General features: G+C 39.5%; 22 protein-coding genes, 2 pseudogenes and 2 riboswitches. Of the genes and pseudogenes, 21 read left to right on the top strand and 3 right to left on the bottom strand.

Translation table 11 applies throughout. From position 1 onward, the window contains the following. Positions 1-3 precede the first annotated feature (3 nt). Positions 4-428 (bottom strand): annotated as a pseudogene (locus tag FCI53_RS04010) (DUF2935 domain-containing protein). A 189-nt stretch (positions 429-617) separates the two neighbouring features. On the opposite strand from FCI53_RS04010, the pseudogene FCI53_RS22165 reads away from it, so the two are divergent. The 6 genes and pseudogenes from FCI53_RS22165 (at position 618) to FCI53_RS03980 (ending at position 4,874) form a co-directional block, all read left to right on the top strand. Further along, positions 618-1,210: pseudogene (locus FCI53_RS22165) on the top strand (GrpB family protein). Beyond that, entirely contained in the window at positions 1,146-1,688 is a 543-nt protein-coding gene (locus FCI53_RS04000; RefSeq protein ID WP_138416076.1) for a hypothetical protein, read from the top strand. Before FCI53_RS22165 ends, FCI53_RS04000 begins: the two are co-directional and overlap by 65 nt. An 18-nt stretch (positions 1,689-1,706) precedes the next feature. After that, positions 1,707-2,555: a VanW family protein gene (locus tag FCI53_RS03995; RefSeq protein WP_138416074.1), complete on the top strand. Its 849-nt coding sequence runs from the start codon at positions 1,707-1,709 to the stop codon at positions 2,553-2,555. A gap of 43 nt (positions 2,556-2,598) precedes the next feature. Then, positions 2,599-3,417, top strand: a complete 819-nt coding sequence (locus tag FCI53_RS03990) for a metallophosphoesterase (RefSeq protein ID WP_138416072.1) — start codon at positions 2,599-2,601, stop codon at positions 3,415-3,417. A gap of 236 nt (positions 3,418-3,653) precedes the next feature. Beyond that, positions 3,654-4,403 (top strand): hypothetical protein, encoded by a 750-nt coding sequence (locus FCI53_RS03985; protein WP_138416070.1) that lies wholly within the window; start codon positions 3,654-3,656, stop codon positions 4,401-4,403. A gap of 69 nt (positions 4,404-4,472) precedes the next feature. Then, a complete protein-coding gene (locus tag FCI53_RS03980; protein WP_138416069.1) occupies positions 4,473-4,874 on the top strand; it encodes a hypothetical protein in 402 nt (133 codons plus the stop codon). A 59-nt stretch (positions 4,875-4,933) separates the two neighbouring features. On the opposite strand, the gene FCI53_RS03975 is transcribed toward FCI53_RS03980, so the two are convergent. After that, a complete protein-coding gene (locus FCI53_RS03975; protein WP_138416067.1) occupies positions 4,934-5,446 on the bottom strand; it encodes a DoxX family protein in 513 nt (170 codons plus the stop codon). A 394-nt stretch (positions 5,447-5,840) separates the two neighbouring features. Here FCI53_RS03975 and FCI53_RS03970 point away from each other — a divergent pair, with 394 nt between their 5' ends. The 8 genes from FCI53_RS03970 to queE all read left to right on the top strand — a co-directional run bounded on the left by FCI53_RS03970 (position 5,841) and on the right by queE (position 16,398). After that, positions 5,841-6,134, top strand: a complete 294-nt coding sequence (locus FCI53_RS03970; protein ID WP_138416065.1) for a hypothetical protein — start codon at positions 5,841-5,843, stop codon at positions 6,132-6,134. A gap of 794 nt (positions 6,135-6,928) precedes the next feature. Continuing rightward, positions 6,929-8,407, top strand: coding sequence for a 4-hydroxyphenylacetate 3-hydroxylase family protein (locus tag FCI53_RS03965; RefSeq protein ID WP_171038053.1), 1,479 nt, complete (start codon positions 6,929-6,931; stop codon positions 8,405-8,407). 325 nt (positions 8,408-8,732) lie between these two features. Beyond that, entirely contained in the window at positions 8,733-11,153 is a 2,421-nt protein-coding gene (gene nirB, locus FCI53_RS03960) for a nitrite reductase large subunit NirB (RefSeq protein ID WP_138416061.1), read from the top strand. A gap of 18 nt (positions 11,154-11,171) precedes the next feature. Further along, entirely contained in the window at positions 11,172-11,489 is a 318-nt protein-coding gene (gene nirD, locus FCI53_RS03955; RefSeq protein WP_138416059.1) for a nitrite reductase small subunit NirD, read from the top strand. 39 nt (positions 11,490-11,528) lie between these two features. Continuing rightward, positions 11,529-12,998, top strand: coding sequence for a uroporphyrinogen-III C-methyltransferase (gene cobA / locus FCI53_RS03950; protein WP_138416057.1), 1,470 nt, complete (start codon positions 11,529-11,531; stop codon positions 12,996-12,998). A gap of 1,358 nt (positions 12,999-14,356) precedes the next feature. Next, positions 14,357-14,401: riboswitch (PreQ1 riboswitch) on the top strand. Positions 14,402-14,541: 140 nt separating this feature from the next. After that, positions 14,542-15,210 carry a 7-cyano-7-deazaguanine synthase QueC gene (gene queC, locus FCI53_RS03940; protein ID WP_138416055.1) on the top strand — a complete coding sequence of 223 codons (669 nt, stop codon included), beginning with the start codon at positions 14,542-14,544 and terminating at the stop codon, positions 15,208-15,210. Then, positions 15,210-15,677: a 6-carboxytetrahydropterin synthase QueD gene (queD, locus tag FCI53_RS03935; protein ID WP_138416053.1), complete on the top strand. Its 468-nt coding sequence runs from the start codon at positions 15,210-15,212 to the stop codon at positions 15,675-15,677. The genes queC and queD overlap by 1 nt, the downstream gene beginning before the upstream one ends. Continuing rightward, positions 15,670-16,398 (top strand): 7-carboxy-7-deazaguanine synthase QueE, encoded by a 729-nt coding sequence (gene queE, locus FCI53_RS03930; protein WP_171038052.1) that lies wholly within the window; start codon positions 15,670-15,672, stop codon positions 16,396-16,398. Before queD ends, queE begins: the two co-directional genes overlap by 8 nt. 68 nt (positions 16,399-16,466) lie before the next feature. Here queE and FCI53_RS21745 read toward each other — a convergent pair whose 3' ends face one another. Continuing rightward, entirely contained in the window at positions 16,467-16,907 is a 441-nt protein-coding gene (locus tag FCI53_RS21745; RefSeq protein ID WP_246050003.1) for a glycine zipper domain-containing protein, read from the bottom strand. A 278-nt stretch (positions 16,908-17,185) separates the two neighbouring features. After that, positions 17,186-17,294: riboswitch (TPP riboswitch) on the top strand. Between the two features lie 72 nt (positions 17,295-17,366). Between FCI53_RS21745 and FCI53_RS03920 the strand changes: the two genes are divergently transcribed. The 7 genes from FCI53_RS03920 (at position 17,367) to FCI53_RS03890 (ending at position 23,532) form a co-directional block, all read left to right on the top strand. Beyond that, a complete protein-coding gene (locus tag FCI53_RS03920) occupies positions 17,367-18,467 on the top strand; it encodes a LuxE/PaaK family acyltransferase (RefSeq protein WP_138416051.1) in 1,101 nt (366 codons plus the stop codon). 4 nt (positions 18,468-18,471) lie between these two features. After that, complete coding sequence (locus tag FCI53_RS03915) at positions 18,472-19,917, top strand: acyl-CoA reductase (RefSeq protein WP_138416049.1); 1,446 nt, start codon at positions 18,472-18,474, stop codon at positions 19,915-19,917. Positions 19,918-19,936: 19 nt separating this feature from the next. Beyond that, positions 19,937-20,683, top strand: coding sequence for an ABC transporter ATP-binding protein (locus FCI53_RS03910; protein WP_138416047.1), 747 nt, complete (start codon positions 19,937-19,939; stop codon positions 20,681-20,683). Next, positions 20,680-21,456 (top strand): ABC transporter permease, encoded by a 777-nt coding sequence (locus tag FCI53_RS03905; RefSeq protein WP_246050002.1) that lies wholly within the window; start codon positions 20,680-20,682, stop codon positions 21,454-21,456. The genes FCI53_RS03910 and FCI53_RS03905 overlap by 4 nt, the downstream gene beginning before the upstream one ends. Further along, entirely contained in the window at positions 21,453-22,475 is a 1,023-nt protein-coding gene (locus FCI53_RS03900) for an ABC transporter substrate-binding protein (RefSeq protein WP_138416045.1), read from the top strand. The genes FCI53_RS03905 and FCI53_RS03900 overlap by 4 nt, the downstream gene beginning before the upstream one ends. A gap of 14 nt (positions 22,476-22,489) precedes the next feature. After that, positions 22,490-23,266: a 3-oxoacyl-ACP reductase gene (locus tag FCI53_RS03895; protein ID WP_138416043.1), complete on the top strand. Its 777-nt coding sequence runs from the start codon at positions 22,490-22,492 to the stop codon at positions 23,264-23,266. A 161-nt stretch (positions 23,267-23,427) separates the two neighbouring features. Further along, a complete protein-coding gene (locus FCI53_RS03890) occupies positions 23,428-23,532 on the top strand; it encodes a YjcZ family sporulation protein (protein WP_138416041.1) in 105 nt (34 codons plus the stop codon). The last annotated feature ends 138 nt before the right edge of the window (positions 23,533-23,670 follow it).

Here is a 23,670-nt window from a genome sequence, read left to right as displayed (position 1 = left end):
CATTTACTTTTGGTATAGGATGGTTTGGGAGACTCCGATAAAATTTCTGATTCAACGATGATGTGATTCATGACAACTTGAGCTGTTTGGTTGGTTTGGATCGGCTCACTCTCATCCATTAATTTCCGACAAAATGCAATAAACTGGTTGCTTTGTTCTAGGCAAAAGGTGGTCAGTTGCAATGTATCTTGATAGAGTGACTGGCTTACTTGCCCTTGCATTCGATTAACTGTTTCAATATATCGGACCACCCGATGGTGTGTTTGAGCGAATGGTTTTTCCCACTCCTCTAATGTCTCTAAAAATTGTGGTTCAAGATTGTTTACAAGCTCCCTAATCACAACCGTATGCTCCTCTTCTTGGTGTTTCCAAAACTCCGCCTCATCAAGGACACGTAATGGCATCTGGTTCCCATAATAATACTGCATGAATTCCCCTCCATTAAAATTATACTCCAATAGATAGTTATGCGAGCAATATACAATAGAGAACTGGGACAAGGGGACAGGTTTCGTGTCCCACCTCGACTGGGACAAAGTCCCTGTCCCCATGTCCCATCCCCGTATCCCACGAATTAATGTTATGATAGGGATAATAAGAAAGTTGGGGTAGGTTGTATGAGAAAAGTTGAAGTGTGTGCTTATGATCTGAAATGGCCTTTGATGTTTGAAGAAGAGGCAGACAAGATAAAAGCTGTTTTCGGAGATGAAATCGTAGCGATACATCATATTGGTAGTACGTCGGTTCCGGGATTAAAAGCGAAACCTGTCATTGATATTATCCCAGTGGTAAAAGCTATTTCCGTTGTTCATCACTACAATCGACAAATGATAGAGATTGGCTATGAGCCTATGGGGGAGTATGGTATTTTAGGTCGCAGATTTTTTCGCAAAGGGAAAGGAAAACGGTCCCACCACGTCCATATTTTGAAGTAGGTAGTGCTGACATTAAGTGTCACCTAGCTTTTCGTGATTATTTGCGAAGCCATCCTGATGACAAGAAAAGGTATGGGGATATGAAACAGGTGTTGGCACAACAATTTCCGTATGATGTGGAAGCATATATAACTGGGAAGGACGCATTTGTAAAAGAAATGGAAAGAAAAGCCTTGAATTGGTATATGGAACAAGTTAGGGGGGAGATGAATGGACATCTTTTTAGTGGTTGTAGCTATGGCTCTATTGGCATTTTTATTGAGTGGGTTTATTAAGAATAAAAAAGTAGTCTTACTAGTTATTGGGATTATAGTGTTAGGTATGGTCGTTCTATTTGATCAGAGCAAATACACAACATTTTCTGAGCTATATGAAAGTAAACTGAAGCAAGATACGGAAGTTGAAAGTATGACGCTTACCATCAATCAGCCTTCAGATGATAATCCAACGTTGCCAGATCGAACAGCATTTATAAAGATTGAAGATCAAACTATCATAGACCAGATCATAAACGATTTATCAAAGGCAGAGTTAAAACGAGAAGATGATGAAGCGTTCTTTCGTAAGTATGAGTTAAGATTTGTCGTAACGAATAAAGTAAAAGAAGAGCATTATCGATCAGAATTTTTACATATTAGTTTGGATGACCAGTACTTAAGTCGCTATAAAATCGTAAACGAAGCGAATCACTTACAAACAATTGAATCATTAGTGGAAAATAATGAGCTGGATTGGGAGTACATAACCGAATAGTACGAGGAGGGCCGCTGTATGAAATGGGACTTACTACAATCGCAAAAGTTAAAACCAAAAGTTAGAAGCAATCTTAGAGTCTATTTAGGTGCGAACTACTACTGTTTAAAAAGAAGGGCGCAATGGTATACCGATGGAAAACATTACGCTTCCACGATAGATCGGAATTCTTATCCATATCAAATCAAACAACATAAAACCCCTTTACGTCGACAATTGAAAGATGTCGAAATGGGCTACCAAGAAAATAAAATTGTTAATTTGCAACTCGCGCTCAAACAATTAGATGGTATCATTATTCAGCCAGGGGAAACGTTCTCCTATTGGAAGCGGGTTGGGCGTCCCACGAAGCGAAAGGGATATAAAAAGGGGATGGTCCTTCATTATGGTACGTTTAAAGCTGGTACTGGTGGTGGCTTGTGTCAACTTTCCAATCTCATTTATTGGATTACTTTACATACACCATTAACGGTTACGGAGCGCCATCGTCATAGTTATGATGTGTTTCCTGATGTCAATCGAACCCAACCATTTGGAAGTGGGGCTACATGTGTCTACAATTACTTAGATTTACAGATTTTAAATCAAACCGAAAATACGTATCAGCTCTGTTTGAATTTAACGGATCACCATTTAGTTGGCCAGTGGCGTAGCTTACATCCAGAAACAATGAGTTACCAAATCTATGAAAAAGATCATAAAATTACGTATGAGCATTGGGGTTATTATGTGCGTCATAATGTCATTCATAGGAAGGTTTTTAATGGCCGAAAACAGCAGATTGATGATCAGTACGTGACGGAAAACCATGCACTAATGATGTATAATCCGTTGTTGGAATATGGTGATGATAACACGATTCAGTAAACAAAGAAGTATTGGCGTTCGTTTAGGAAGGTAGGTCATCGAAATGAAAAAGTGGCTAGTGTTGTGTGGTATTCTAGTGATTATACTTGTTATAGTTGCAAAAATCTATTATGATACCAATCATTTTAAAGTAAATACAATTGAGTTTGATAGTAGCAAACTTTCTCAAGGAACAGAAGTGACAATTTTACAAATAAGTGATGTCCATAACAAGGTTTTTGATCAGGATAATCAACCATTGCTTCGAGAAGTAGAATCCTTAAATGCGGACTTAATTGTGTTAACAGGAGACTTGATTGATCGACGTACGGAAGACTTTCAGCACATGTATAACCTTATTGAAAAATTGACTGCAATAAATTCAGATATCTTTTTTGTATCTGGCAACCACGAGTGGGAAAATACTGAAACTGAAGATTTTATACAAGGTGTACGCGAGCGTAATGTGACACTATTAAACAATCGAAGTAAGACAATCGAGGTGGATGGTATTGAGTTTAACATGGTTGGTATTGATGATGCTTCGACCAATCATGAAGATCCGGCAAAAGCTTTTTCTACTATCGAACAAGATCGTTATACCATCTTGTTATCTCATGACCCAGACATTGTTAAAAACTATCCAGATATGCCTGCAAATTTGATTTTAAGTGGTCATACCCATGGAGGGCAGGTGAGAATGCCGTTTGTTGGAGCAATAGTTGCTCCTGGGCAAGGGTTGTTTCCGAAGTTGGATCAAGGCACCTATCCGTTAGCCGAGAATCAACGTCTCTATATTGATAGCGGACTTGGCACTAGTCTCGCTCCGATTCGTTTTTTAAATCAAAGTCAAATCAGTTTGATTACGATTCGAGGGGAGTGAAGAGAAACGGTGACCGATTAGAATAGGAAGTCGTGTTTTTGTTGTATAAAGCAAATTTTTACGCAGTAGCTATAGCAACAAGTCAGGTGGTGGAGTGAACCATAAAAGTAAGCAATGTCACTATTATTGTTTGGATTGAATCTAACTATTATGACTAAGCATACTAAAAAGAAGCCGTTGTATTGATGAAAAAATCAGTCAGGATTTTTGTTAAGTCAAGAAAAAGGATGGGGAACATGGGGAAGGTTATTAATCGAAAGCTGATCACGACATTTGTTACCGTCACGATGATTTCATTATTACTTGCGTTCACTTTTATGAGTCAACCAAGTGAAACGTACAACCTCGGCAATAAACTGATGGCAGGGTCCTATTTTTATATGATTTATGTCGGTGCAATTGTGCTAGTATATGGGAATACTGTTTCCTTTTTGATCGAATCTATTTTCAGAAAGTGGTTGCCCTATAGGCACTGGATGTTTATTTTGTTACATGGTGTGTTTGGTTTGGCGAATGGCCTACTTTTCCAACATTGGACCTTTGCGTTATACGGTATGGGTGCAGCGGTTTTCTATGCAATCACCGACCGTTGGATCTATATTCGTAATCAAAAACAAAAAAGCATGAAAGGTTTTTTGATTGTCCCAATTGTTTTATATGGATTTTCATGGGGGATTTTAGAAATGATCTCCCCAGATTTACCGCCGTTTACAAAAGAAGATGCGGTACAGTTTGCGACTTCGGGAAAGGGCACATCCATTGAACAATTTCCTGAAAAAATAGGGGAGATAGAAGAGACAATAGCTGATTACAAGGTGACAAGAACCACAGAAGTAAAGGAAAACGGTCATGAAAGCTACTTCGTTACGTTTACGGAAACATGGTTGAACCAAGGACAAAGCGGGAGCTGGTATCTCGTTTATAAGGTGAAACGAGGGCAAATGATGCTACATGAACAAGGAGGAAGTTCACCGCCATATCGTTAAAGTTATGTTCGTTAGTTGTTAAACGTTTAAATGTTGGAGTAAGATGGACGATAAAAAGGAGTGGATCCCATGTGGTGGAGCGGTATGTTGGCGGGTGTTTTCGTAGCTTTTTTAGGATCATTGGTTCTTAGCGTTTATCCATATCTTCCGTTTATACCAATCTTTTTGGCAACTGTGTTTCCTTCGATTGTGGTATTTGTGATTGTCAGCTATCGTATCAAACAGGATACAAGCAAATTAACTTGTTGGCTAACAAGTGTGATTGCCTTGTTTGTCATTAGTTTGTTAGCTTTTTCGATCAAAAATTATTTTGAAGCTCAAGCAGTTAATCACCCAGGGGCAAGTTTAAATTGGGATGCAATAATCATCGCCAATATCTTATATTCATCAGGAGCAGCCGTTTTACTATCCCCATTAGGTTATATAGTAATTAAAAAAATAGTTGAAAAGAAACAAAAAATGAGTACATAATCAAAAATAAGCGTATAGCCGTTTGTGGCTATACGCTAGTTGGTGCCTGGCACCCTTACTTATGCTTCTACTGTTTCTTGAACTTTTTTATCTGTTTTATTTGTAAATAGACCTTTCAGGTATGGCATTGCATAGCGGTCTAGGCCGAATTTGCCAGCGTTAGCACCTGCTACTAGTACGAACATGCCAAGTACTACCATCTGTGCATTCGTGCTGACTGTACCACTTAATAGAAAAGAGAAGTTCATTACAAGTCCCATTAGTACTGCAAAGTTTGTGAAAAGACCAACAATTAATCCTGCGCCAACAAGTACTTCGCCCCACATAACCATGAATGTGAATAGATCAGCGTTTGGAAGAGCGAACGTTTCTAGAAATGCACCCCACCAAGCTTGAACGGTAGCCTCTTCGCCTTTAGAGTTGGCAACTGCGCCTTGAATAAAGCCACTTGCATCAAATCCGCCACCAGTAACTTTACCCCAACCACTCGTAATCCAGCTGTACCCAAGATAAATTCGAATAATTGCTAATACACCAGCCACGACATTGTTGTTTCTTAACATATTTAACATAAAAATCATCTCCTTATATTGTTCATTACTTCACATTCGATTTTTCAAGAATTCTTGTTTGTCTTTCTATATTTATATACTAACATGTATAAAAAGTCTTTAAAATACGTTTGTTCATTACTTCACAATTAGTTAACAAAGTTATGAACAAATTATTAAAAATTCTTATTATGGGTTGACAAACAAGGTGGGAACTAAGAAATCCTATTTGCAACTGGCGTTAAGCCTAACTTCAAGCTTACAAGGTAGCAATAAGAGGTGTAAGTGGGGGATGGATAAAAATCCCAACTATTGAAGTTTCACTTTATATCGTTTTTGAGTATTTCCTTTGGAGTTTGGGACAAAGTAATGCTTGTAAGTTTTTTAAGCATAATTATTAGGAGGTTATTTTTTCATGGCACAACAACAAAACCAACAACAATTACAACAAGCTGCACAAGCTGCTCAACAGGCGCAGCAAGCAGTTCAACAGGCACAAGCAAGTGCTGATCCTCAGCAAATTCAACAAGCGCAGCAACAATTGCAACAAGCACAGCAGCAAGTGCAGCAAGCGCAACAACAAGCAGGTGCAAATCAGCAACAAAATCAACAACTGCAACAGGCGCAGCAACAAGTTCAACAAGCACAACAACAAGTGCAACAGGCACAAGCAACTGCGCAAAACCAACAAAATAACAACATGCAATAAACAAAACATTATTGCTAAAAAGGGGAGTCCGGACGGGCTTCTCTTTTTAAATGGATTGAATATTGAACACAATCGGACATGTTAATTCCATCTCTAGGATTAAAGTAGGTTCCAACAGACAGTTATATGTGAGATAAGGTTTGTCTTAAAAACTTATTTCTTGGTTGATGACAGAATTAAATAATAGGATCCTCCATACATAAGAAATCAGTTAAAACCGTGATTTGCTATTTTTTAGAAATAAATTAAAAAAATATTGAGCCTCCAGTAACTGGAGGTTTTATAGTAAGGATAAATACAAATTGGAGGGATCAAAATGGATCAAAAAAACTTTGATATTGTACGTTTGCATCATGCTGAAATAACAGTTACACGACAAGGATCTAAACGCAAGTTATCACTTTATCTCAAATGATGAGCATGAATATTTGTTGAAATACAAGTGAAAGTTTACAGATGAATCATTTCTCCATTTTGGTGAGCATACAACGCTGGTTGTAGACTACTAGATTTCTGTAGGTGGAGGTCTTATAGCAGGTGAATGTGCTTAATTAATAGAAAGCTAGGTATGAGTAACATGCTCATATGGTTTCATACGGAAGGATTAACTGCTTTCAATGCTGGTTTTATACAGAATAGTTTCCTGTTGTTTCTTCCAATCAAACAATGATCGTCTAATAAAACTCTCTTTTTGAACAATGTCTGTCGTAGTCAATCTTTTTTTAAATTTATATAATAAAAAGCAGAAACAGTTGGAAAAGGGAAAGAAATTTTTAAACAAGGGAGATGGAAATATGCCAGCACGTACTGGAGCTCAGTATTTAGAAAGTTTGCGAAATGACAAACGGGAGATTTGGCTTAATGGTGAAAAAGTTGAAAACGTTACCACTCATCCTCAGTTTGAAGGTGCGGCCCAATCGATCGCCCATTTATACGATTTACAACACCAGCATCCTGAAACGATGTTAATGGATTCCCCTGATACTGGTGATAAAGTCGGAACAACATTTATGTTTCCTAGAAGTAAAGAAGATTTGAAGCGGATTCAAGAAACGACAAAAATTTGGGCGGAAGCTTCTGCAGGAATAATGGGAAGAAGTCCAGATTATCTTAATATTACGTTTGCCTGCTATGCAAGTAGACTTGATGTTTGGTCTCGCTATGGAAATGACCAAGGGGCAAAAAACCTAGGGGAGTATTTCCGTTTTATTCGAGAAAACGACCTATGCTTAACACACAGTATCGTGAATCCACAAGTTGACCGTTCAGTAGCCGAAGCAGAACAAGGTGGAGGAGAAGTTTCGCTTCGAAAAGTAGGAGAAACAGAAGACTCTATCATTGTCCATGGGGCAAGAATGTTAGCAACATTAGCACCATTTTCTGATGAAATTGTTGTCTACCCATCGGCAGGAGGACAGGGCATTCGTCATGAAGATGCGCATTATGCGCTAAGTTTTGCGTTGCCAATGGACACTCCAGGCTTGAAATTTATTTGCCGGGATTCATATAGCAAACAGCGTGATACATTTGATTATCCACTATCTTCTCGTTTTGATGAAATGGATGCGGTTGTTATTTTTGATAATGTTCATATACCAAAGGATCGAGTATTTATTGATGGAAATGTAGACTTATATCGTGAACTGACAGATGCGACCAATTGGAGAAATTATATTGTGTTTCAAGCAATGACGAGAGCACTTACGAAGTTGGAGTTCCTATTCGGACTTGGACATATGATTGCAGACATGAACGGTGTAAATAAGTTTAATCATATTCAGGAGAAGTTGGGTGAGATTTGGTCGATGAAAGAAATGACACGTTCAGCCCTAGTATCATCAATTGAAGGTGCAACAACAGTTTTAGACGGTATTTATGTACCTGATGAAAGACCGCTATTAGCATTAAGAGGCCTCATGCCAAAATATATTCCTAGAGCAATGGAATTAATTCGCTTAATCGGTGGCGGCGGATTTTTGCTTACACCAAGCAAAGCTGACATGGAGGGACCTTTAAGAGGATATATTGATCAATACTATCAAGCAAGAAATGCACCGGCAGAAGAAAAAATTCGTCTATTCCGCTTAGCCTGGGACTTTATCGGTTCGGATATGGGAAGCCGTGGCGAACTGTATGAACGTTTTTACTTGCTTGATTCTTTCCGAATGACAGCACAAGCGTACTTGATTGCCGATAAAGAAAAAGATAGTAATATGGTGCAAAAGTTTATGGATGAAATGACGTTGCATGAGAATAATTTAGTAGAAAAATAGTGTTTAGCATCACAAGTTATAGGCCATTCACGAAGCGCTACACAGCCTTTGGTGGATGGTCTTTTATGTGAAAATAATCAAAATTATGAAAGAAAGCATAATTCTATGAATCTATGAGTGGTTTGCTAATTAGAAGCTGCTCCACAACCCGTTACATAATTTCATTTCCAAAAAGGAATAAAAATTTTATGTCACATTTGTGAAAAAATTAACAAATTACTGTAATTGTGATTTGGATCACAAACATTACCATGTAAACACATTACAATAGCTGTATAAAAGCTTAAGACAGAACAAACGGGCGTCTTCATGGGAGGGACTAGCTATGCATAAGAAAAAGATAGTAATGATAGGGAATGGAATGGCAGGGATTCGGACGATTGAAGAGATTTTGAAGAACAGCATTGATACTTACGACATTACAATTTTCGGAAAAGAACCACATCCGAATTACAACCGTATTCAACTATCAACCGTATTGCAAGGAGATACAACGGTTGATGATATTATTTTGAATAACTGGGATTGGTACGAAAAAAATAATATTCAACTATTTACTGGTGAAATGATCACTAACGTTGATACCGACAAGAAACTAGTGGAATCAAATAAAGGAAGACAAGTATTCTATGATCAATTAATTTTCGCAACAGGTTCTTCTCCATTTATCATTCCTGTTCCTGGAGTGGATAAAAAAGGGATTACAGGTTTTCGTGATATCCAAGATTGTGAAACGATGATCAAATCAGCTGAAGACTATAAAAAGGCAGTCGTAATAGGTGGGGGATTACTAGGTTTAGAGGCTGCCAAAGGATTGTGTAATTTAGGAATGGACGTTAACGTTGTTCATTTAATGCCACATTTAATGGAGCGACAATTAGATGCGACGGCTGCAACGATGTTAAAAGAAGAGTTAGAGAGACAAGGTATTAACTTCTTAATGGAAAAACAAACGGTGGAAGTACTCGGAGATGATCGGGTCACAGGACTTCGATTCAAAGATGGTTCAGAAGTAGAAGCGGATTTAATTGTAATGGCAGTTGGTATTAAATCAAATGCACAATTGGCAAAAGAGGCTGGTGTTTCAACCAACCGAGGCATTATCGTCAATGATTATATGGAAACAGATATTCCAGATGTTTATGCGATTGGGGAATGCGCAGAACATCGTGGGATGGTGTATGGATTAGTTGCACCATTGTATGAACAAGCACAAGTGCTAGCTAAACGAATTTGCCAAGTAGATACAGAACCTTATCAAGGCTCCGTTACGGGAACCCAGTTAAAGGTTGCAGGTGTTGATTTGTACTCGGCAGGCGAAATTGAAGATGATGAGACAACGAAGTCAATCAAAGTGCATAACGACTATGAAGGTGTTTATAAAAAGGTTGTTATTCGTGATAATCTTGTCGTCGGAACCGTGCTTTACGGGGAGACAGCTGAAAGTACTCGACTATTTCGGATGTTGTCCAAGCAAGAAGATGTCAGTGAGATGACTAGTCTGTCGATTTTACAAGCAGCTGGCGAAGCAGAGGAAAGTGATGTTGCGATCATGCCTAATGATGAGCTTGTCTGTGGCTGTAATGGAGTGACTAAAGGGACAATTGTTGATGCTATTCATGCTCAGGATCTCACAACTGTTGATCAAGTAGGCGGATGTACCAATGCAGGGCGTTCTTGTGGTCGATGTAAACCGATGATTGCCGATCTTTTAGCACATACACTTGGAGATGGTTTTGATGCTGCTAATCAAAAAGAAGCAATTTGCGGATGTACTACTTTAAGTCGCGATGAAGTAGTGGCAGAAATAAGAGAGAAAGGTCTATCTACTGTCAAAGAAGTCATGCACGTGCTTGAGTGGCAAAATGAAGAAGGCTGTAATAAATGCCGACCAGCCTTAAACTATTATCTAGGTATGGTCTATCCCGACTATAAAGACGAGCGCGATTCTCGTTTAGTTAATGAAAAAATGCATGCCAACATTCAGAAAGACTGCACCTATTCCGTTGTCCCACGAATGTATGGTGGCGTAACAAATCCAGAAGATCTAAAAAAATTAGCTGATGTTGCCATCAAGTATGATGTCCCTCTCGTTAAATTGACAGGTGGACAACGAATTGGGTTATTTGGAATTAAGAAGGAAGATTTAACTGCGATTTGGGAAGAACTTGATATGCCATCAGGCTATGCTTACGGAAAATCACTCCGTACGGTAAAAACATGTGTAGGTGCAAAATTCTGTCGCTACGGTACGCAAGATTCGATGGGCTTAGGGATGGAATTAGAGAAAAAGTTTGAGCGTCTTGATACACCACATAAATTTAAAATGGGTGTCTCTGGTTGTCCTCGTAACTGTGCTGAATCAGGAATTAAAGATATCGGAATTATTGGTATCGACGGCGGTTGGGAAATGTATGTTGCTGGAAATGGTGGAACAGATCTACGCGCAGGGGATCTACTTTACACCGTCAAAACTAAAGAAGAATTGATTGATATCGCAAGTGCATTCTTACAATACTATCGTGAAACAGGAAAGTACCTTGAACGGACATCCAAATGGGTAGAACGTCTAGGACTAGACCACATTAAGACCGTTTTAGAAGATGATACGCAACGAAAAGAACTAATTGATCGATTAAATAAAACGCTGGCAAGGTATAATGAGCCATGGAAAGAAGCAGTAGAAGACGGAGAAATTCAAGATAAATATTATACAAAATTAGAACCTCAATTAACAACGGTTTGATAGAAAGGAGACGAACACATGACAACGAAAACAAAGGTAGCAATCACGCGGGTGCAAGAGCTTCCAGTCCGTGCCGGTATTCCGGTAACGATCGATGGGCATTCGATAGCGGTTTTTAAAGTAACCGATGGTAGTGTTTATGCAATCGAAAATAAAAGTCCACATCCAAAAGGAGGCGTGCTTTCGGAAGGATTAGTAAGTGGTAACTATGTGTTCTGCCCAGTATATGATTGGAAAATTTCACTGATTGATGGCAAGGTACAAGCTCCTGATGAAGGGCAAGTTCAAACGTACCATGTAGACATCGAACAGAATACCATATATATTAGTATTTAAATTGGTATCGTAATCAAGTAGATGGAAGGATGACGCATCATGAAACAAGGCAAAGTGTATTTAGTAGGTGGCGGACCAGGAGATGCTAGGTTAATTACGGTTAAAGGTAAAGAGGTTTTGCAAGTAGCAGATGTGATTGTGTATGATCGTCTCGTTCATCCGAAACTATTAGATTTTGCAAAATCAGAGTGTGAATTGATTTATGGTGGAAAGCTGCCTAAGCGTCATGTGATGCGTCAAGAACAAATCAACGACCTACTTGTTGCGAAAGCACGTGACGGAAAGGTAGTTGTCCGATTAAAAGGTGGCGATCCAAGTGTGTTTGGGCGTGTTGGTGAAGAAGCTAGTCAACTTGAAGAAGCTGGGGTTGAGTATGAGATCGTTCCAGGCATTACTTCTGGTATCGCTGCGCCGGTTTATGCGGGCATTCCCGTCACACATAGGGATTATGGCACATCGTTTACTGTTGTGACCGCGCACGGAAAAGCGGAAAACGGTCATCCTGAAGTGGATTGGGCAAGTATAAGTGGTATTGATACAATTGCTTTTTATATGGGAATTGCCAATCTTTCTTATATTAGTGAGAAATTGGTCCAACATGGGAAATCTAAAGATACACCAGTCATTTTGATCCGGTGGGGTACCTATAGTCGACAAACTAGCTTGCAAGGAACACTTGCAACGATTGCAGATAAGGCAGAGCAAGTCCAATTTAAAAATCCTGCTATTATTTTAGTCGGTCATATTGTCAATCTTCGTGACCAGATGAATTGGTTTGAAAAAAAACCATTATTTGGGCGACAAATATTACTAGCAAGGACCAGTAATCGAGAAAGTCGATTAGCAAAGGAACTTACAGAAAAAGGTGCGGAAGTGATTGAGTTTCCGAAGTGGAAAAAACAAACAGTTGATGTACCTAATGAAATAATCGAAAAACTTACAACTTATCGGGCGATTTTTTTCGCTTCCTCGGAAAGTATTGATGAATTTTTTCAACAAATTGTAGCGAACGGATTGGATATTCGTGCGATTCAAGCTGATTTCTACGTTGGGTCCCAAAAATCAGAACGTTATCTACATGAGCGTGGATTTGAAGCAAAGATTGCCAAGTTACCTGAGTTAGTAAAAGAAGAGCTTCTCGTTGTAAAACAAGCTTTTCTAGATGAAACGAATAATCTAACTAGTGATTACGATCACTGGATAACAAGCTATCAACAAATCGATGAAAAGTATCACATTATTTTTCAACAAATGGTAGACACAATCACGTTTGATACGGTTATTTTTCCAAGTAGCAGATCAATTCCTGCATTATTGGAAGGACTAGAACGATGTGAAATGGACACGGAGCGATTTTTCGATGACTTAACCATTAGTTGTTTAGGAACACAAACAAAAAACGCGTTGGAAAAGAGAGGGTGTTCCGTACAGATAACCCCGGAAATTCCAACCATAGAAGCTTTAATCCAAACCTTGATCGCTGATCCTAAACCACTGGTTAATACGTGAAAAGTTTGTATAGAAACTTGTCTATATGTCTATAGTATGACTCCCCACCCTAATAAAATAAATATTACTTTAGCTCCTTCTATTTGAGAAGGAGCTGTTTGTTTAAGATCGTTTTCTTGCGTGATCATTAGAGAAAAAATCTCAATCGCGTAGCAACACTTGGTTAGTAAAATTTGTTATTTCTTATGTCGTATAAGCTGAATTATACGACATGACTAGGATCTGTTTACTTTTTACATTCTGATTTAAATAAGTGCGAATATATCGTTCCGGCAGAATACTCCGCTTTCCGTGGGCATGGCCTCAGCCTCCTCGCAAAAACCGCTGCGGGGTCTTCGGACTCATGCTATTCCCACAGGAGTCTCCGTATTCTGCCTACACTGTTATAAATTTTCTGTTTTTGGTCATTTTTTTAGGATAACTAAACTAAAAGCTTATTGGCTTTCATCCGCTTTAACATAAAAATATCTAGTAATCCAGATTTTATCTGCATACATATAATGCTACAAGTAGTGATTTTATGGAAGTTCCTTAAACTATGGTCAAACTATAAATTCTGACAAGTTCAAAACGCGCAAACAGCGGAGGCAATACACGGAGACTCCTGTGGGACTAGTGGCATCGGTGAGACCCCGCAGTGCGACAGCGCGAGGAGGCTCACCAGCACCCCACGGAAAGCGTAGTGTATTGCCGCAGCGGCTTTTAAGCACTCTTCTTTTAAAGGAAGCGGCGAGTTATGTTGTATAATTCAGCTATATGCAGTAAACAACATCTTTTAAAGAAATTTTTTCTGAGGCTGGGAGTGGAGGTCGTTGTTTTAAAATGAAATCGGAACTGTTATGTAAAAAGGTAGCATTCGCTAAATAGGAGAACAAACGCTACCCTTCATGATAGGTGGATAACACCATTTAAAACCTACGTTTCAACTTCATAGCACGATACATGAGAGCTGCGTCTTTTCCTATTTTGTCTCTTCGATTTATATATGGTTGTAACCTCCGCATAAACAGTTCATCACAATCGCATCTTGATCTGAAACGACATCTGCGATAGCAAGCATCGTGTTGCATGCAAAAATAATCGAGTTGATTGGTTGGTGCCCCTGGTCCACTGCATCCGGGACCACACTAGCGGTAGCCTGGTAAACAAGGCAAGATAATCCCCCCTGTCAACATCCTAGAGATTTTTCATACCTAGTAGTAGTATATGGTTGAGAAAGAAAATAGGGTGGACATAAAGATTAGATAAATGGCGTAATTTTTTTGAGACCAATCATAGGAAGGTAATAATCTAGTAAACAAAAACAACCAAAATTATGCTATAATGAATAATTGAAAACAAAATAAATCTACATAAATGTAGGAGAGGTTCTAGCTACACCCTCTATAAAAAACTAAGGACTTAAACTATACCTTGGTGTATAGTTTTTTTATTTTCTTGGGGGCAGCGTGCACATGCGATAAGGTATTGCTAATTTGGGCTCCTAAGCTTTTGTTTTGGGTGAGTAGGATTCTCTTTTTGATGATGAAAGGAGAATTTTTTTATGGGAAAAAATCAGAAAGCAGTAGTTGTGTTCAGTGGTGGTCAGGATAGTACCACCTGTTTGTTTTGGGCATTAAAGCAATATGATGAGGTGGAAGTTGTCACGTTTGATTACAATCAGCGCCATAAGGAAGAGATTGAGGTAGCGAAGGAAATTGCCAATGATTTGAATGTGAAACATCATATTTTGGATATGTCCTTACTTAATCAGCTCGCACCAAACGCGTTAACTAGAGACGATCTAGAAGTAACAGATGGTGAAAATGGCGAATTGCCATCAACATTTGTGCCTGGACGTAATCTATTATTCTTGTCATTTGCCACGATTTTAGCGAAACAGATTGGCGCCAAGCATATTGTAACAGGTGTTTGTGAAACGGATTTCAGTGGTTATCCAGATTGCCGGGATATTTTTATTAAGTCGCTCAATGTCACCTTGAATTTATCAATGGATGATGACTTTGTAGTACACACACCACTCATGTGGCTTGATAAGGCAGAAACGTGGAAATTAGCTGACGAACTTGGAGCATTTGATTATGTCCGTGAACATACATTAACTTGTTATCATGGCGTACGTGGAAGTGGTTGTGGAGAATGTCCAGCATGTAAATTACGACAAAATGGACTTGAAACGTATCTTGAACAAAGAAAAGAAGTGAATGCATAATGTATGGATTTACCATTGTCGAGAAACTTCAAAAAATTGATGAGGATATTAAACGAAGCGAGTTAACCTATCATAAAAAACGAGTACTTGTGAGCAAAGAATTCACGTTTGACGCTGCCCACCATCTACACTGTTATGAAGGAAAATGTAAAAATTTACACGGGCATACGTATAAAGTGATTTTTGGCATCAGTGGCTATGTGGATGAGATTGGTCTTGTGATCGATTTCGGTACAATTAAACAAATTTGGAAGGACCAGATTGAAATTCACCTGGACCATCGTTATTTAAACGAGACTCTTCCAGCGATGAATACAACTGCGGAAAATATGGTGGTATGGATTTATGAAAAAATGGAGCAGGCACTTGATGCCCAACCTAATGAATGTCGAGTAGAATTCGTCAAACTGTATGAAACACCAACAAGTTATGCCGAAGCAAGACTGGAGTGGATGGATCATGAATAAATTCCCGGTACTTGAGATATTTGGACCGACTATTCAAGGGGAAGGGATGGTCGTTGGCAGAAAAACAATGTTTGTTCGCACCGCTGGTTGTGATTACAGCTGTGCTTGGTGTGATTCGGCATTTACTTGGGATGGAAGTGCCAAACAGGAGATAGAAAGGTTAACAGCAAATGAAATAATCGTCCGGTTAAAAGAAATTGGCGGAGATCGATTTGATCATGTCACGATTTCTGGTGGTAACCCAGCTTTATTAATACATTTAAATGAGGTTATCGATGCCCTTCACGAGTTGGATGTTGAAGTAGCTCTTGAAACGCAAGGGAGTCGTTGGCAAGATTGGTTTGTAACGATTGATGATTTGACGATTTCGCCAAAACCGCCTAGTTCCAACATGCAAACCAACTGGGACACACTTGATCTGATTCTTTTAAAACTCGAAAAGCACAATAGGATTAACCATACGAGTTTAAAAGTTGTGATTTTTGATGAAGAAGATTTAGGTTATGCAGAAAGAATACATCAGCGTTATCCCAATATACCTTTCTTTCTTCAAGTAGGAAATGATGACTTGGAAGAAATGGAAGCAACGACACTTTCTAGTAAGCTATTAACGAAATACGAATGGTTGATTGATAAAGTTGTTGAATCCAAGACGCTGAATCATGTTCGAGTATTGCCCCAAGTCCATGCCTTGGTATGGGGAAATAAACGAGGTGTCTAAGCCTACGTACTTGATGAAAAAGCCCGGTTCAATTTAATTTGAGCTGGGCGTTTTGCATGCCACATCCGTTAGATGACGTTTCCCTTTTTCTTTGCGTCTCCGTCCAAACTAATCCCAATTGCTACCCCTATGCTAATTCCGAGCGAAATACCAATGGCAATGTTGTTCAGCGCAGCACCAAATACAACCCCAAGACTGGTACCGAACGCCAACCCCATGGTTAAGTAATAGCCATCAGGAACTAGCTGATGTTGCTTCTGCAAATGTGTTGTGATTTTTTGCAACTTTTGTTTATGTTGTTTGATCGTTTGTTTTTCAAATTGCCCTTGTTTGTTGATTAATGTACGTATGTAGGTTTGTAACGCTGTCAGATGTTGTTCGCATGTGGTACAGTCTGTTTCCAAAAGTTCCAATCGTTCAGTTATACGTTCCAACTTATCTAATTCGAGATTCGAGGCTGTTTTATTATCGATCGTTTCCTTTAATTCTGCAAGTAACTTTTTGCACATACTATTCCCGTCCCTTCTTTAAGAAAGTTTACCATGGTATCTACAAATTAAAAAGTAGAGTTGCGGATACCTCCATTCCTTTTGGCGGATAATAGTTGCAGATTCCAAGCCTATTTTTGCGGTCCACTTTGGCAAAAATGTAGATAGTGCAAATGGTAATTTTCTTTTGACGAAAGTTTGGTCAAGCACTATTTATTGAAAAACAAAATCAATTATATTCCAAAAACATTGATTTTCTTAAATTCTAAGCATACAATGAAATGTGAAAATACTATAATCCATTCTACTAGGGGAGCTTGTAACACAAGCTGAGAAAAAAGTGTGACTTTTTGACCCTCAGAACCTGATCTGGATCATACCAGCGTAGGGAAGTGGAATCGTACAATTGATGTATGTACGTCCACTTTCTGTTAAGGAAGTGGACTTTTTTTATATCAAAAAACGTTAGGGGTGTGTGCAGTGGACTATTCAACAATCAAACAGAGGGTGAAAACATTTATTCTCGAAGGGGAGCAGAATGATGATGCCTTTACTGAAGTTGCTCGGGAACTATTTACTTTCCAATATAAAAATAACCAAGCATATCGAAAGTACTGTCGGAAAAGAAGAGTGACACCTACTAGTGTTCAGCACTTTTCTGACATTCCACCAGTACATATTAATGCATTTAAGGAGGCGCATTTAGCTTGTTCTTCAATGGAAGAGGCGGAAGCGATGTTTATGACAAGTGGCACGACCAACCCAGCCAAACGCGGCAAAAATATCCATCGTGATCTAGAAATCTATGATTTATCGATGACGAGCTATTTTAAGAAGATGATGATGCCAGATCTAAAGAAAATCAAGATGGTGCTGTTATTTCCGACTAAAGAAGATATGCCAAATTCATCGCTCGCCCATTATCTCCATCTAGCAAAAGAACAATTTGGTACGAGTGCCAGTGAGTATGTTGTGGCCAAAGATGGAGTGGATCACGAGCGTTTAGTTGGTCTTTTACAGAACGCGCAAGCCGAGGATGAGCCGATTTTTTTGCTAGGAGCAACGTTTTCCTTCATTCATTTTCTAGATTACTGCAAGGAACGTGGGATCTCTTTTAACCTACCAAAAGGGAGCCGAATCATGGATACGGGTGGTGCGAAGGGGCAATCACGAGAAATGGAAGAATCAGAGTTTAAAACGATGATGTGTCAGTTGCTATCACTGCCAAATGATGCTTATGGAAATATGTATGGGATGACAGAATTGAGTTCGCAAATCTACAACCAAGAAATTCGTCAGCACTACCTCCATCAGCCAACTAAAACAACAAAAAAGGAACCTGATTGGATGCGGACCGTGATTGTGGATCCGGAAACGATGCAAGAAAAGCCTGAAGGTGAAAAAGGAATTATCGTTCATTATGATCTAGCAAATATAAATTCAGTTGTTGGGATTATGACAGAAGATGTTGGGATCAAGCACGGAGATGGGTTCTATTTATTAGGCAGAGCGGAAGGCGCAGAAGCAAAGGGCTGTTCCCTTGCTGTGGAACAACTTATCGCATCGAATAGAAAGGACTAACCATATGAAAATAAAAGGATATTTTCTTCCGATTGAACCGAAACAAACCAAGAGTCTCACCTTTAGCAATCATGGACAACAGGTAGAAGTGGAAGTGCCAATCTTAAATGAACAAGATCTGAAAGTGATCGAAACGTCTGTGAAGGAAAGTAGACAGAAGTATATAAAGCAATTACACACAAGTCAGATCATCGACATTATCGATCTAGCTGTTGGGAAATGGCTCAATCCAAACTATGAATTACGACGGCTAGCGGAACAGTTACTACCAGTTATAACTGGTTATGATCACGAAATGGTGCGGTTATTTTTAACAGATTATTTACGCAACTTTCGTAAACAAAAGTTACAAAGAATTGTCGATGAAGATTTTTCCAATCCGTTGGTTCTTGATGAATTTCGGCCGGCTAAAGCAGGGGGATTAACGCGGGCATATGGTCCAGAAAGTATTATACATATTTTTTCCGGAAATGTCCCAGCACTGCCGTTATGGAGCTTGGTGTCAGGTTTGCTCGTTAAGTCGGCTACTATTGGAAAAGTTTCTTCATCGGAACCGTTATTTATTACCTTGTTTACACAGACATTAGCGGAAATTGATGAGCAGTTTGCGGAGTCAATAGCGATTCTATGGTGGAAAGGTGGCGATGAACAGATAGAACGAGTCGCCTTTTCAGAATCAGAAGCGGTAATTGCTTATGGAAGTGAGCAGACGATCAGCGATGTAGCGAAACGCATACCACCACATGTTCGATTTTTGCCACATGGACATAAAGTCAGCTTCGGCGTGGTAACAAATGAGTGCCTGACACCGACGCTTGCCTGGAAAACAGCGCAACTAGCAGCAAAGGATGCCTCCTGGTTTGATCAACAAGGATGTCTGTCTCCACATGTGTTTTATGTCGAACGTGGTGGAGCACTTTCTCCGAGGGATTTTGCTCATATGCTTGCACATGAGATGGACAATGTTGATCATAAAATGCCGCGTGCTTCTTTATCGACAGAGGAGGTTTCGGCAATTGTGAAGGTGCGGTCCGATATCGAATTTCAATCACAAGTTGATCCTAAGGTAGATCTATTAACCAGTGATAATGGAACAGCTTGGACTGTTATCTATCGTGATCATCAAACGGAATTCCCTTTTTCCATGTTAAATCGGGTGGTGACAGTTGTTGCGATTGATTCGGTTGATGAAGTTCCAACGTTGACGCGAGATATAAAAGATTTCGTGCAAACCGTTGGTGTTGCTTGTCCTCCGCAAAGATTTCAAGCTTTGATCAAACTATTTGGAGAATGTAAAGCGAACCGGATCAGTTTCTTAGGCGAAATGTCAAATCCACAGCCAGGTTGGCACCATGATGGTCGGTTTAACCTTGCAGACCTTGTGTATTGGTGTGATGTGGAGGCATCCGTTGAAGTGAAAATGGATATGTTTGATCCATTTCGCAACTAAAAAAAGGGGGGATGAATAGATGGATCCTTATATTCAATTAAAAGATGTAGGTGTAACTTTTGGAAAGGATGTTGTATTACAGCGGGTTGATTTAAGTGTGGAAAAGCAGGGATTTGTCAGTATTGTTGGAAAAAGTGGCACAGGTAAAACAACACTTATTAAGATGGTTGCTGGGATGCTTGCTCCAACTGAGGGAGAAGTATGGATTCAAGGGGAGAAAGTCAAAGAGCCACATCATGATATGACCTATGTTTTCCAAAAACCAGTATTATTGGAATGGCGGACATTATTGGAAAATATTTTGCTACCAATCGAATTAAAACGAAAACCAACACAAGCAGATCGAGACAAAGCTAAACAAGTGTTAGCGTTAGTCGAATTAGCTGGAGATGAACATAAATATCCTCATGAATGTTCAGGAGGCATGTTGTCACGTGCCGCATTAGCAAGAGCTCTATTCACAAGTCCGAACCTTTTGTTAATGGATGAACCATATGCTGCACTTGATGCAATGACAAAAGAATTATTACAAGTACAGTTATTGGAAATTGCACAAGACTACAATCCAACGGTTATTTTTATTACCCACGATATCCAAGAAGCGGCTTTTCTGTCTGACCGTGTTATTTTAATTGGCGATCAACCGTCACGTGTCATGCAGGAATACACGATTCCATTTCACAGGCCAAGGAAAAAAACATTAAAATTTGAACCTGAATTTCTACAGGTGGTCAAACAGATTTATCAAGGGCTTGAAACACTATGAAGAAGATGAAACCAACTATGATCTATTCCGTACTGTTATTTATCTTATTACTAACTATTTGGGAACTTGTCGTTACTGTTAAAAATATACCAGAACTGATTTTACCCAAGCCTACTGCTATATGGATGAATTTAATGACCCACTTGTCGTCTGGATATTTTTTAAGTCATATCAATGCCACATTTATAGAAGTTATTGGTGGATTTTTGATTGGGGCAACGATTGGGGTGGGGCTTGGATTTATCGTGTCGCAATCGAGGACACTTAGAGAAATCCTTCATCCATATATTATTGCTTCCCAAGCAATGCCTAAAATCGCCCTCGCCCCATTGTTAACGTTGTGGTTCGGGTATGGTTTTGCACCTAAAATCATCATTACTGCATTGATTAGTTTTTTTCCTTTATTCGAAAGCACGGTAACAGGGTTGTCGCTAGTAGATAAGGATAAGGTCGCTTTATTTCGGTCATTAAAAGCGTCCCCTTTGCAAATATTGATGAAGCTACGATTGCCATCCGCCGTTCCGTACCTTTTTTCAGGATTACGAGTTGCGATTGTCTTAAGTGTAGTTGGGGCAGCAGTTAGTGAGTTTATCGGTGCTAATAAAGGGCTAGGGGCTGTGATCACTACAGGTATGGGGATGATGGATACACCGCTCATGTTTTCTGCCTTTATTTTGCTGACATTGATGGGGATAGCGATGTATCATCTGATCGGTTTGTTGGAGCGGGTATTTTTAAAGAAATACGATTATTCTAGGAGGGACCAAGAATGAAAAAATGGATTGTATCTATGATTCTATTTGTTGTTGTTTCGGTGTTTACAGCATGTGGAACAGAAGATGAGGTTGTCAAGGAAGAGGAGCAAGCAGCATCTAAAGAATTACATAAGATGAAAATGGCATCTTGGAGTAAACCAATAGCAGAACAAAGCAATCTATTTTTAGCACAGGAAAAAGAGTGGTTCACAGATGCTGGCATTGAGTTTGAATATGTACCTGGAGCTGGGGGCGGGGATGCTGTTAAGAACATCATTGCTGGAAATGCGGATATCGCCTTTGCAGATCTTGAAGCTGTGTTGTTAGCAGTCGAAAATGGGGCTGATTTAAAGGTGATTTACAATATTTATCCTCACAATGTGTTCAATCTGGTTTCATTAAATGAACAAGGAATCGAGACGGTCGAAGATTTACGAGGAAAAGATGTCGGAGTATACAGTTTCACGAGTGGCACTTACCAAAATTTAAAACTATTGCTTTATAACGCAGGCATGACAGAAGAAGATGTTCATGTGATTGAAACAGGTGTGTTAAATTTTGGCCCGTTAATGAATGGGCAAGTAGCGGCAACAGCGGCGACCGACACAGGTTTATATGATGCCGAACAAAAAGGGTTAGAAGCTGTCGATGTGATCGAAGCGAAAGAGGTGTTAAATACACCATCTGACGTTTTTGTTGTTACCGAAGAAACGTTTGAGCAAAAACAAGATTTACTGATTGATTTTTTACAAGTGTATCGTGACAGTGTGAACTATACGATCGAACATCCAGATGAAGCCGCAAAAGCAGCAGTAGATACGGCGATTGATGGGCAGGATCAAGCACGAAATGAGGAAATTATTCAGATACGGAATCAAGTTTCCGTCAATGAACAAATGAAAGAAAAAGGGCTTGGTTGGTTTGACCAAGCATTAATACAGAGGGTAGAGGACACCTATGTTGAGATGGGATTATTAGAGGAGCCAGTAGGCATTGATACGATTGTTTCAAATGAACTGGTGGAACAACTACAGTAGAACGGAGGATGACAATGGAAGTATTGTTGCAAGGGAAAGTAGTGCTAGTGACAGGCTCAAGTCGCGGTATTGGCGCAGCCATTGCAGAGGCTTTTGCCAAACAAGGGGCCCATGTATTGGTTAATTATGTGACAAGTAAAGAGCGTGCAGAAACATTTGCTGATTATTTAATGGATACGTATGGGATCGATGCGTTTGCGATCCAGGCCGATGTGACGGATGAACGAGCGGTAGAGGCGATGATCGATGATATAATTGATGAATTTGATGCGATCGATGTGGTGGTCAACAATGCCCTGCACGGATACACCTTTAATCCTGAACAACGTAAAATGGCGTGGGAAATGGATTGGGATGACTACCAACATCAACTCGATGGCTCTTTAAAGGGGACGTACAATATTTGCAAACATGTGATTCCGCACATGAAAGCAAACGGCGCTGGTCGAATCGTCAACATGGTAAGTAATTTAGTCTATCGACCAGTCGTACCCTACCACGATTACAATACGGCAAAAGGTGCTGTCTTATCTTATTCGCAAAACTTGGCGGCTGATCTTGGATCGTTTGGCATTACAGTGAATTGCGTCGCACCAGGCATTGTCTATCCAACCGATGCAAGCCGCCATACAAAAGAGGAAGTTAAGGAAGGTATCATCAGTCAAACACCGTTAAGACGCATTGCCAGACCAGAGGATATTACAGGAACTGTTCTATTTTTTGCAAGCGAATGGGCAAATTTCATTACCGGCCAAACGATGATCGTCGACGGAGGCTTTACCATGAAATGAAGTGGGACAAGGGGACAGGGCACTTGTCCCACTGTGGGACAGTGAACCTGTCCCCTTGTCCCAGAAATCGCCCATTTTTGGTGAATCTAGATACTCGCCCAGTCAGTTCTCCGTGCGACACATATAGTAGTAGTGTATCATCTAAAAAGGAGGCTAAACTGATGAGTGCAGGATACGGTTATGGCGGAGGATTTGCGTTAATCGTTGTGTTGTTTATCCTTCTAATCATCGTAGGAACATCTTATGTAGGTGGATTTGGCTATTAATAAATAATGCAACAGTTTAGACAGCAAAGAAAAGGAGATTACAAAGTCACTTTGTAATCTCTTTTCTTTTTACCGTTGTTTGTAAAATGTAGATAATGTATGGAAACTAGGACAAACTAACCTAAAAAAACTGTGGTG

It is taken from the genome of Aquibacillus sediminis (assembly GCF_005870085.1).
Lineage (GTDB): Bacteria > Bacillota > Bacilli > Bacillales > Amphibacillaceae > Aquibacillus_E > Aquibacillus_E sediminis.
The sequence above is the reverse complement of the archived record's forward strand: the minus strand, read 5'-3'. Positions and strand labels throughout refer to the sequence as shown.

Excerpts from the sequence above, each read along its gene's own strand:
- FCI53_RS03970 (WP_138416065.1), top strand. The coding sequence starts at position 5,841 with ATGGCACAACAACAAAACCAACAACAATTACAACAAGCTGCACAAGCT.
- FCI53_RS03990 (WP_138416072.1), top strand. The coding sequence starts at position 2,599 with ATGAAAAAGTGGCTAGTGTTGTGTGGTATTCTAGTGATTATACTTGTT.
- queD (WP_138416053.1), top strand. The coding sequence starts at position 15,210 with ATGTATGGATTTACCATTGTCGAGAAACTTCAAAAAATTGATGAGGAT.
- queE (WP_171038052.1), top strand. The coding sequence starts at position 15,670 with ATGAATAAATTCCCGGTACTTGAGATATTTGGACCGACTATTCAAGGG.
- FCI53_RS03905 (WP_246050002.1), top strand. The coding sequence starts at position 20,680 with ATGAAGAAGATGAAACCAACTATGATCTATTCCGTACTGTTATTTATC.
- FCI53_RS03985 (WP_138416070.1), top strand. The coding sequence starts at position 3,654 with ATGGGGAAGGTTATTAATCGAAAGCTGATCACGACATTTGTTACCGTC.
- FCI53_RS03975 (WP_138416067.1), bottom strand. The coding sequence starts at position 5,446 with ATGTTAAATATGTTAAGAAACAACAATGTCGTGGCTGGTGTATTAGCA.
- FCI53_RS03980 (WP_138416069.1), top strand. The coding sequence starts at position 4,473 with ATGTGGTGGAGCGGTATGTTGGCGGGTGTTTTCGTAGCTTTTTTAGGA.
- FCI53_RS03900 (WP_138416045.1), top strand. The coding sequence starts at position 21,453 with ATGAAAAAATGGATTGTATCTATGATTCTATTTGTTGTTGTTTCGGTG.
- FCI53_RS03910 (WP_138416047.1), top strand. The coding sequence starts at position 19,937 with ATGGATCCTTATATTCAATTAAAAGATGTAGGTGTAACTTTTGGAAAG.
- FCI53_RS03915 (WP_138416049.1), top strand. The coding sequence starts at position 18,472 with ATGAAAATAAAAGGATATTTTCTTCCGATTGAACCGAAACAAACCAAG.
- FCI53_RS03890 (WP_138416041.1), top strand. The coding sequence starts at position 23,428 with ATGAGTGCAGGATACGGTTATGGCGGAGGATTTGCGTTAATCGTTGTG.
- cobA (WP_138416057.1), top strand. The coding sequence starts at position 11,529 with ATGAAACAAGGCAAAGTGTATTTAGTAGGTGGCGGACCAGGAGATGCT.
- FCI53_RS21745 (WP_246050003.1), bottom strand. The coding sequence starts at position 16,907 with ATGTGCAAAAAGTTACTTGCAGAATTAAAGGAAACGATCGATAATAAA.
- queC (WP_138416055.1), top strand. The coding sequence starts at position 14,542 with ATGGGAAAAAATCAGAAAGCAGTAGTTGTGTTCAGTGGTGGTCAGGAT.
- nirB (WP_138416061.1), top strand. The coding sequence starts at position 8,733 with ATGCATAAGAAAAAGATAGTAATGATAGGGAATGGAATGGCAGGGATT.
- nirD (WP_138416059.1), top strand. The coding sequence starts at position 11,172 with ATGACAACGAAAACAAAGGTAGCAATCACGCGGGTGCAAGAGCTTCCA.
- FCI53_RS03895 (WP_138416043.1), top strand. The coding sequence starts at position 22,490 with ATGGAAGTATTGTTGCAAGGGAAAGTAGTGCTAGTGACAGGCTCAAGT.
- FCI53_RS03965 (WP_171038053.1), top strand. The coding sequence starts at position 6,929 with ATGCCAGCACGTACTGGAGCTCAGTATTTAGAAAGTTTGCGAAATGAC.
- FCI53_RS04000 (WP_138416076.1), top strand. The coding sequence starts at position 1,146 with ATGGACATCTTTTTAGTGGTTGTAGCTATGGCTCTATTGGCATTTTTA.
- FCI53_RS03995 (WP_138416074.1), top strand. The coding sequence starts at position 1,707 with ATGAAATGGGACTTACTACAATCGCAAAAGTTAAAACCAAAAGTTAGA.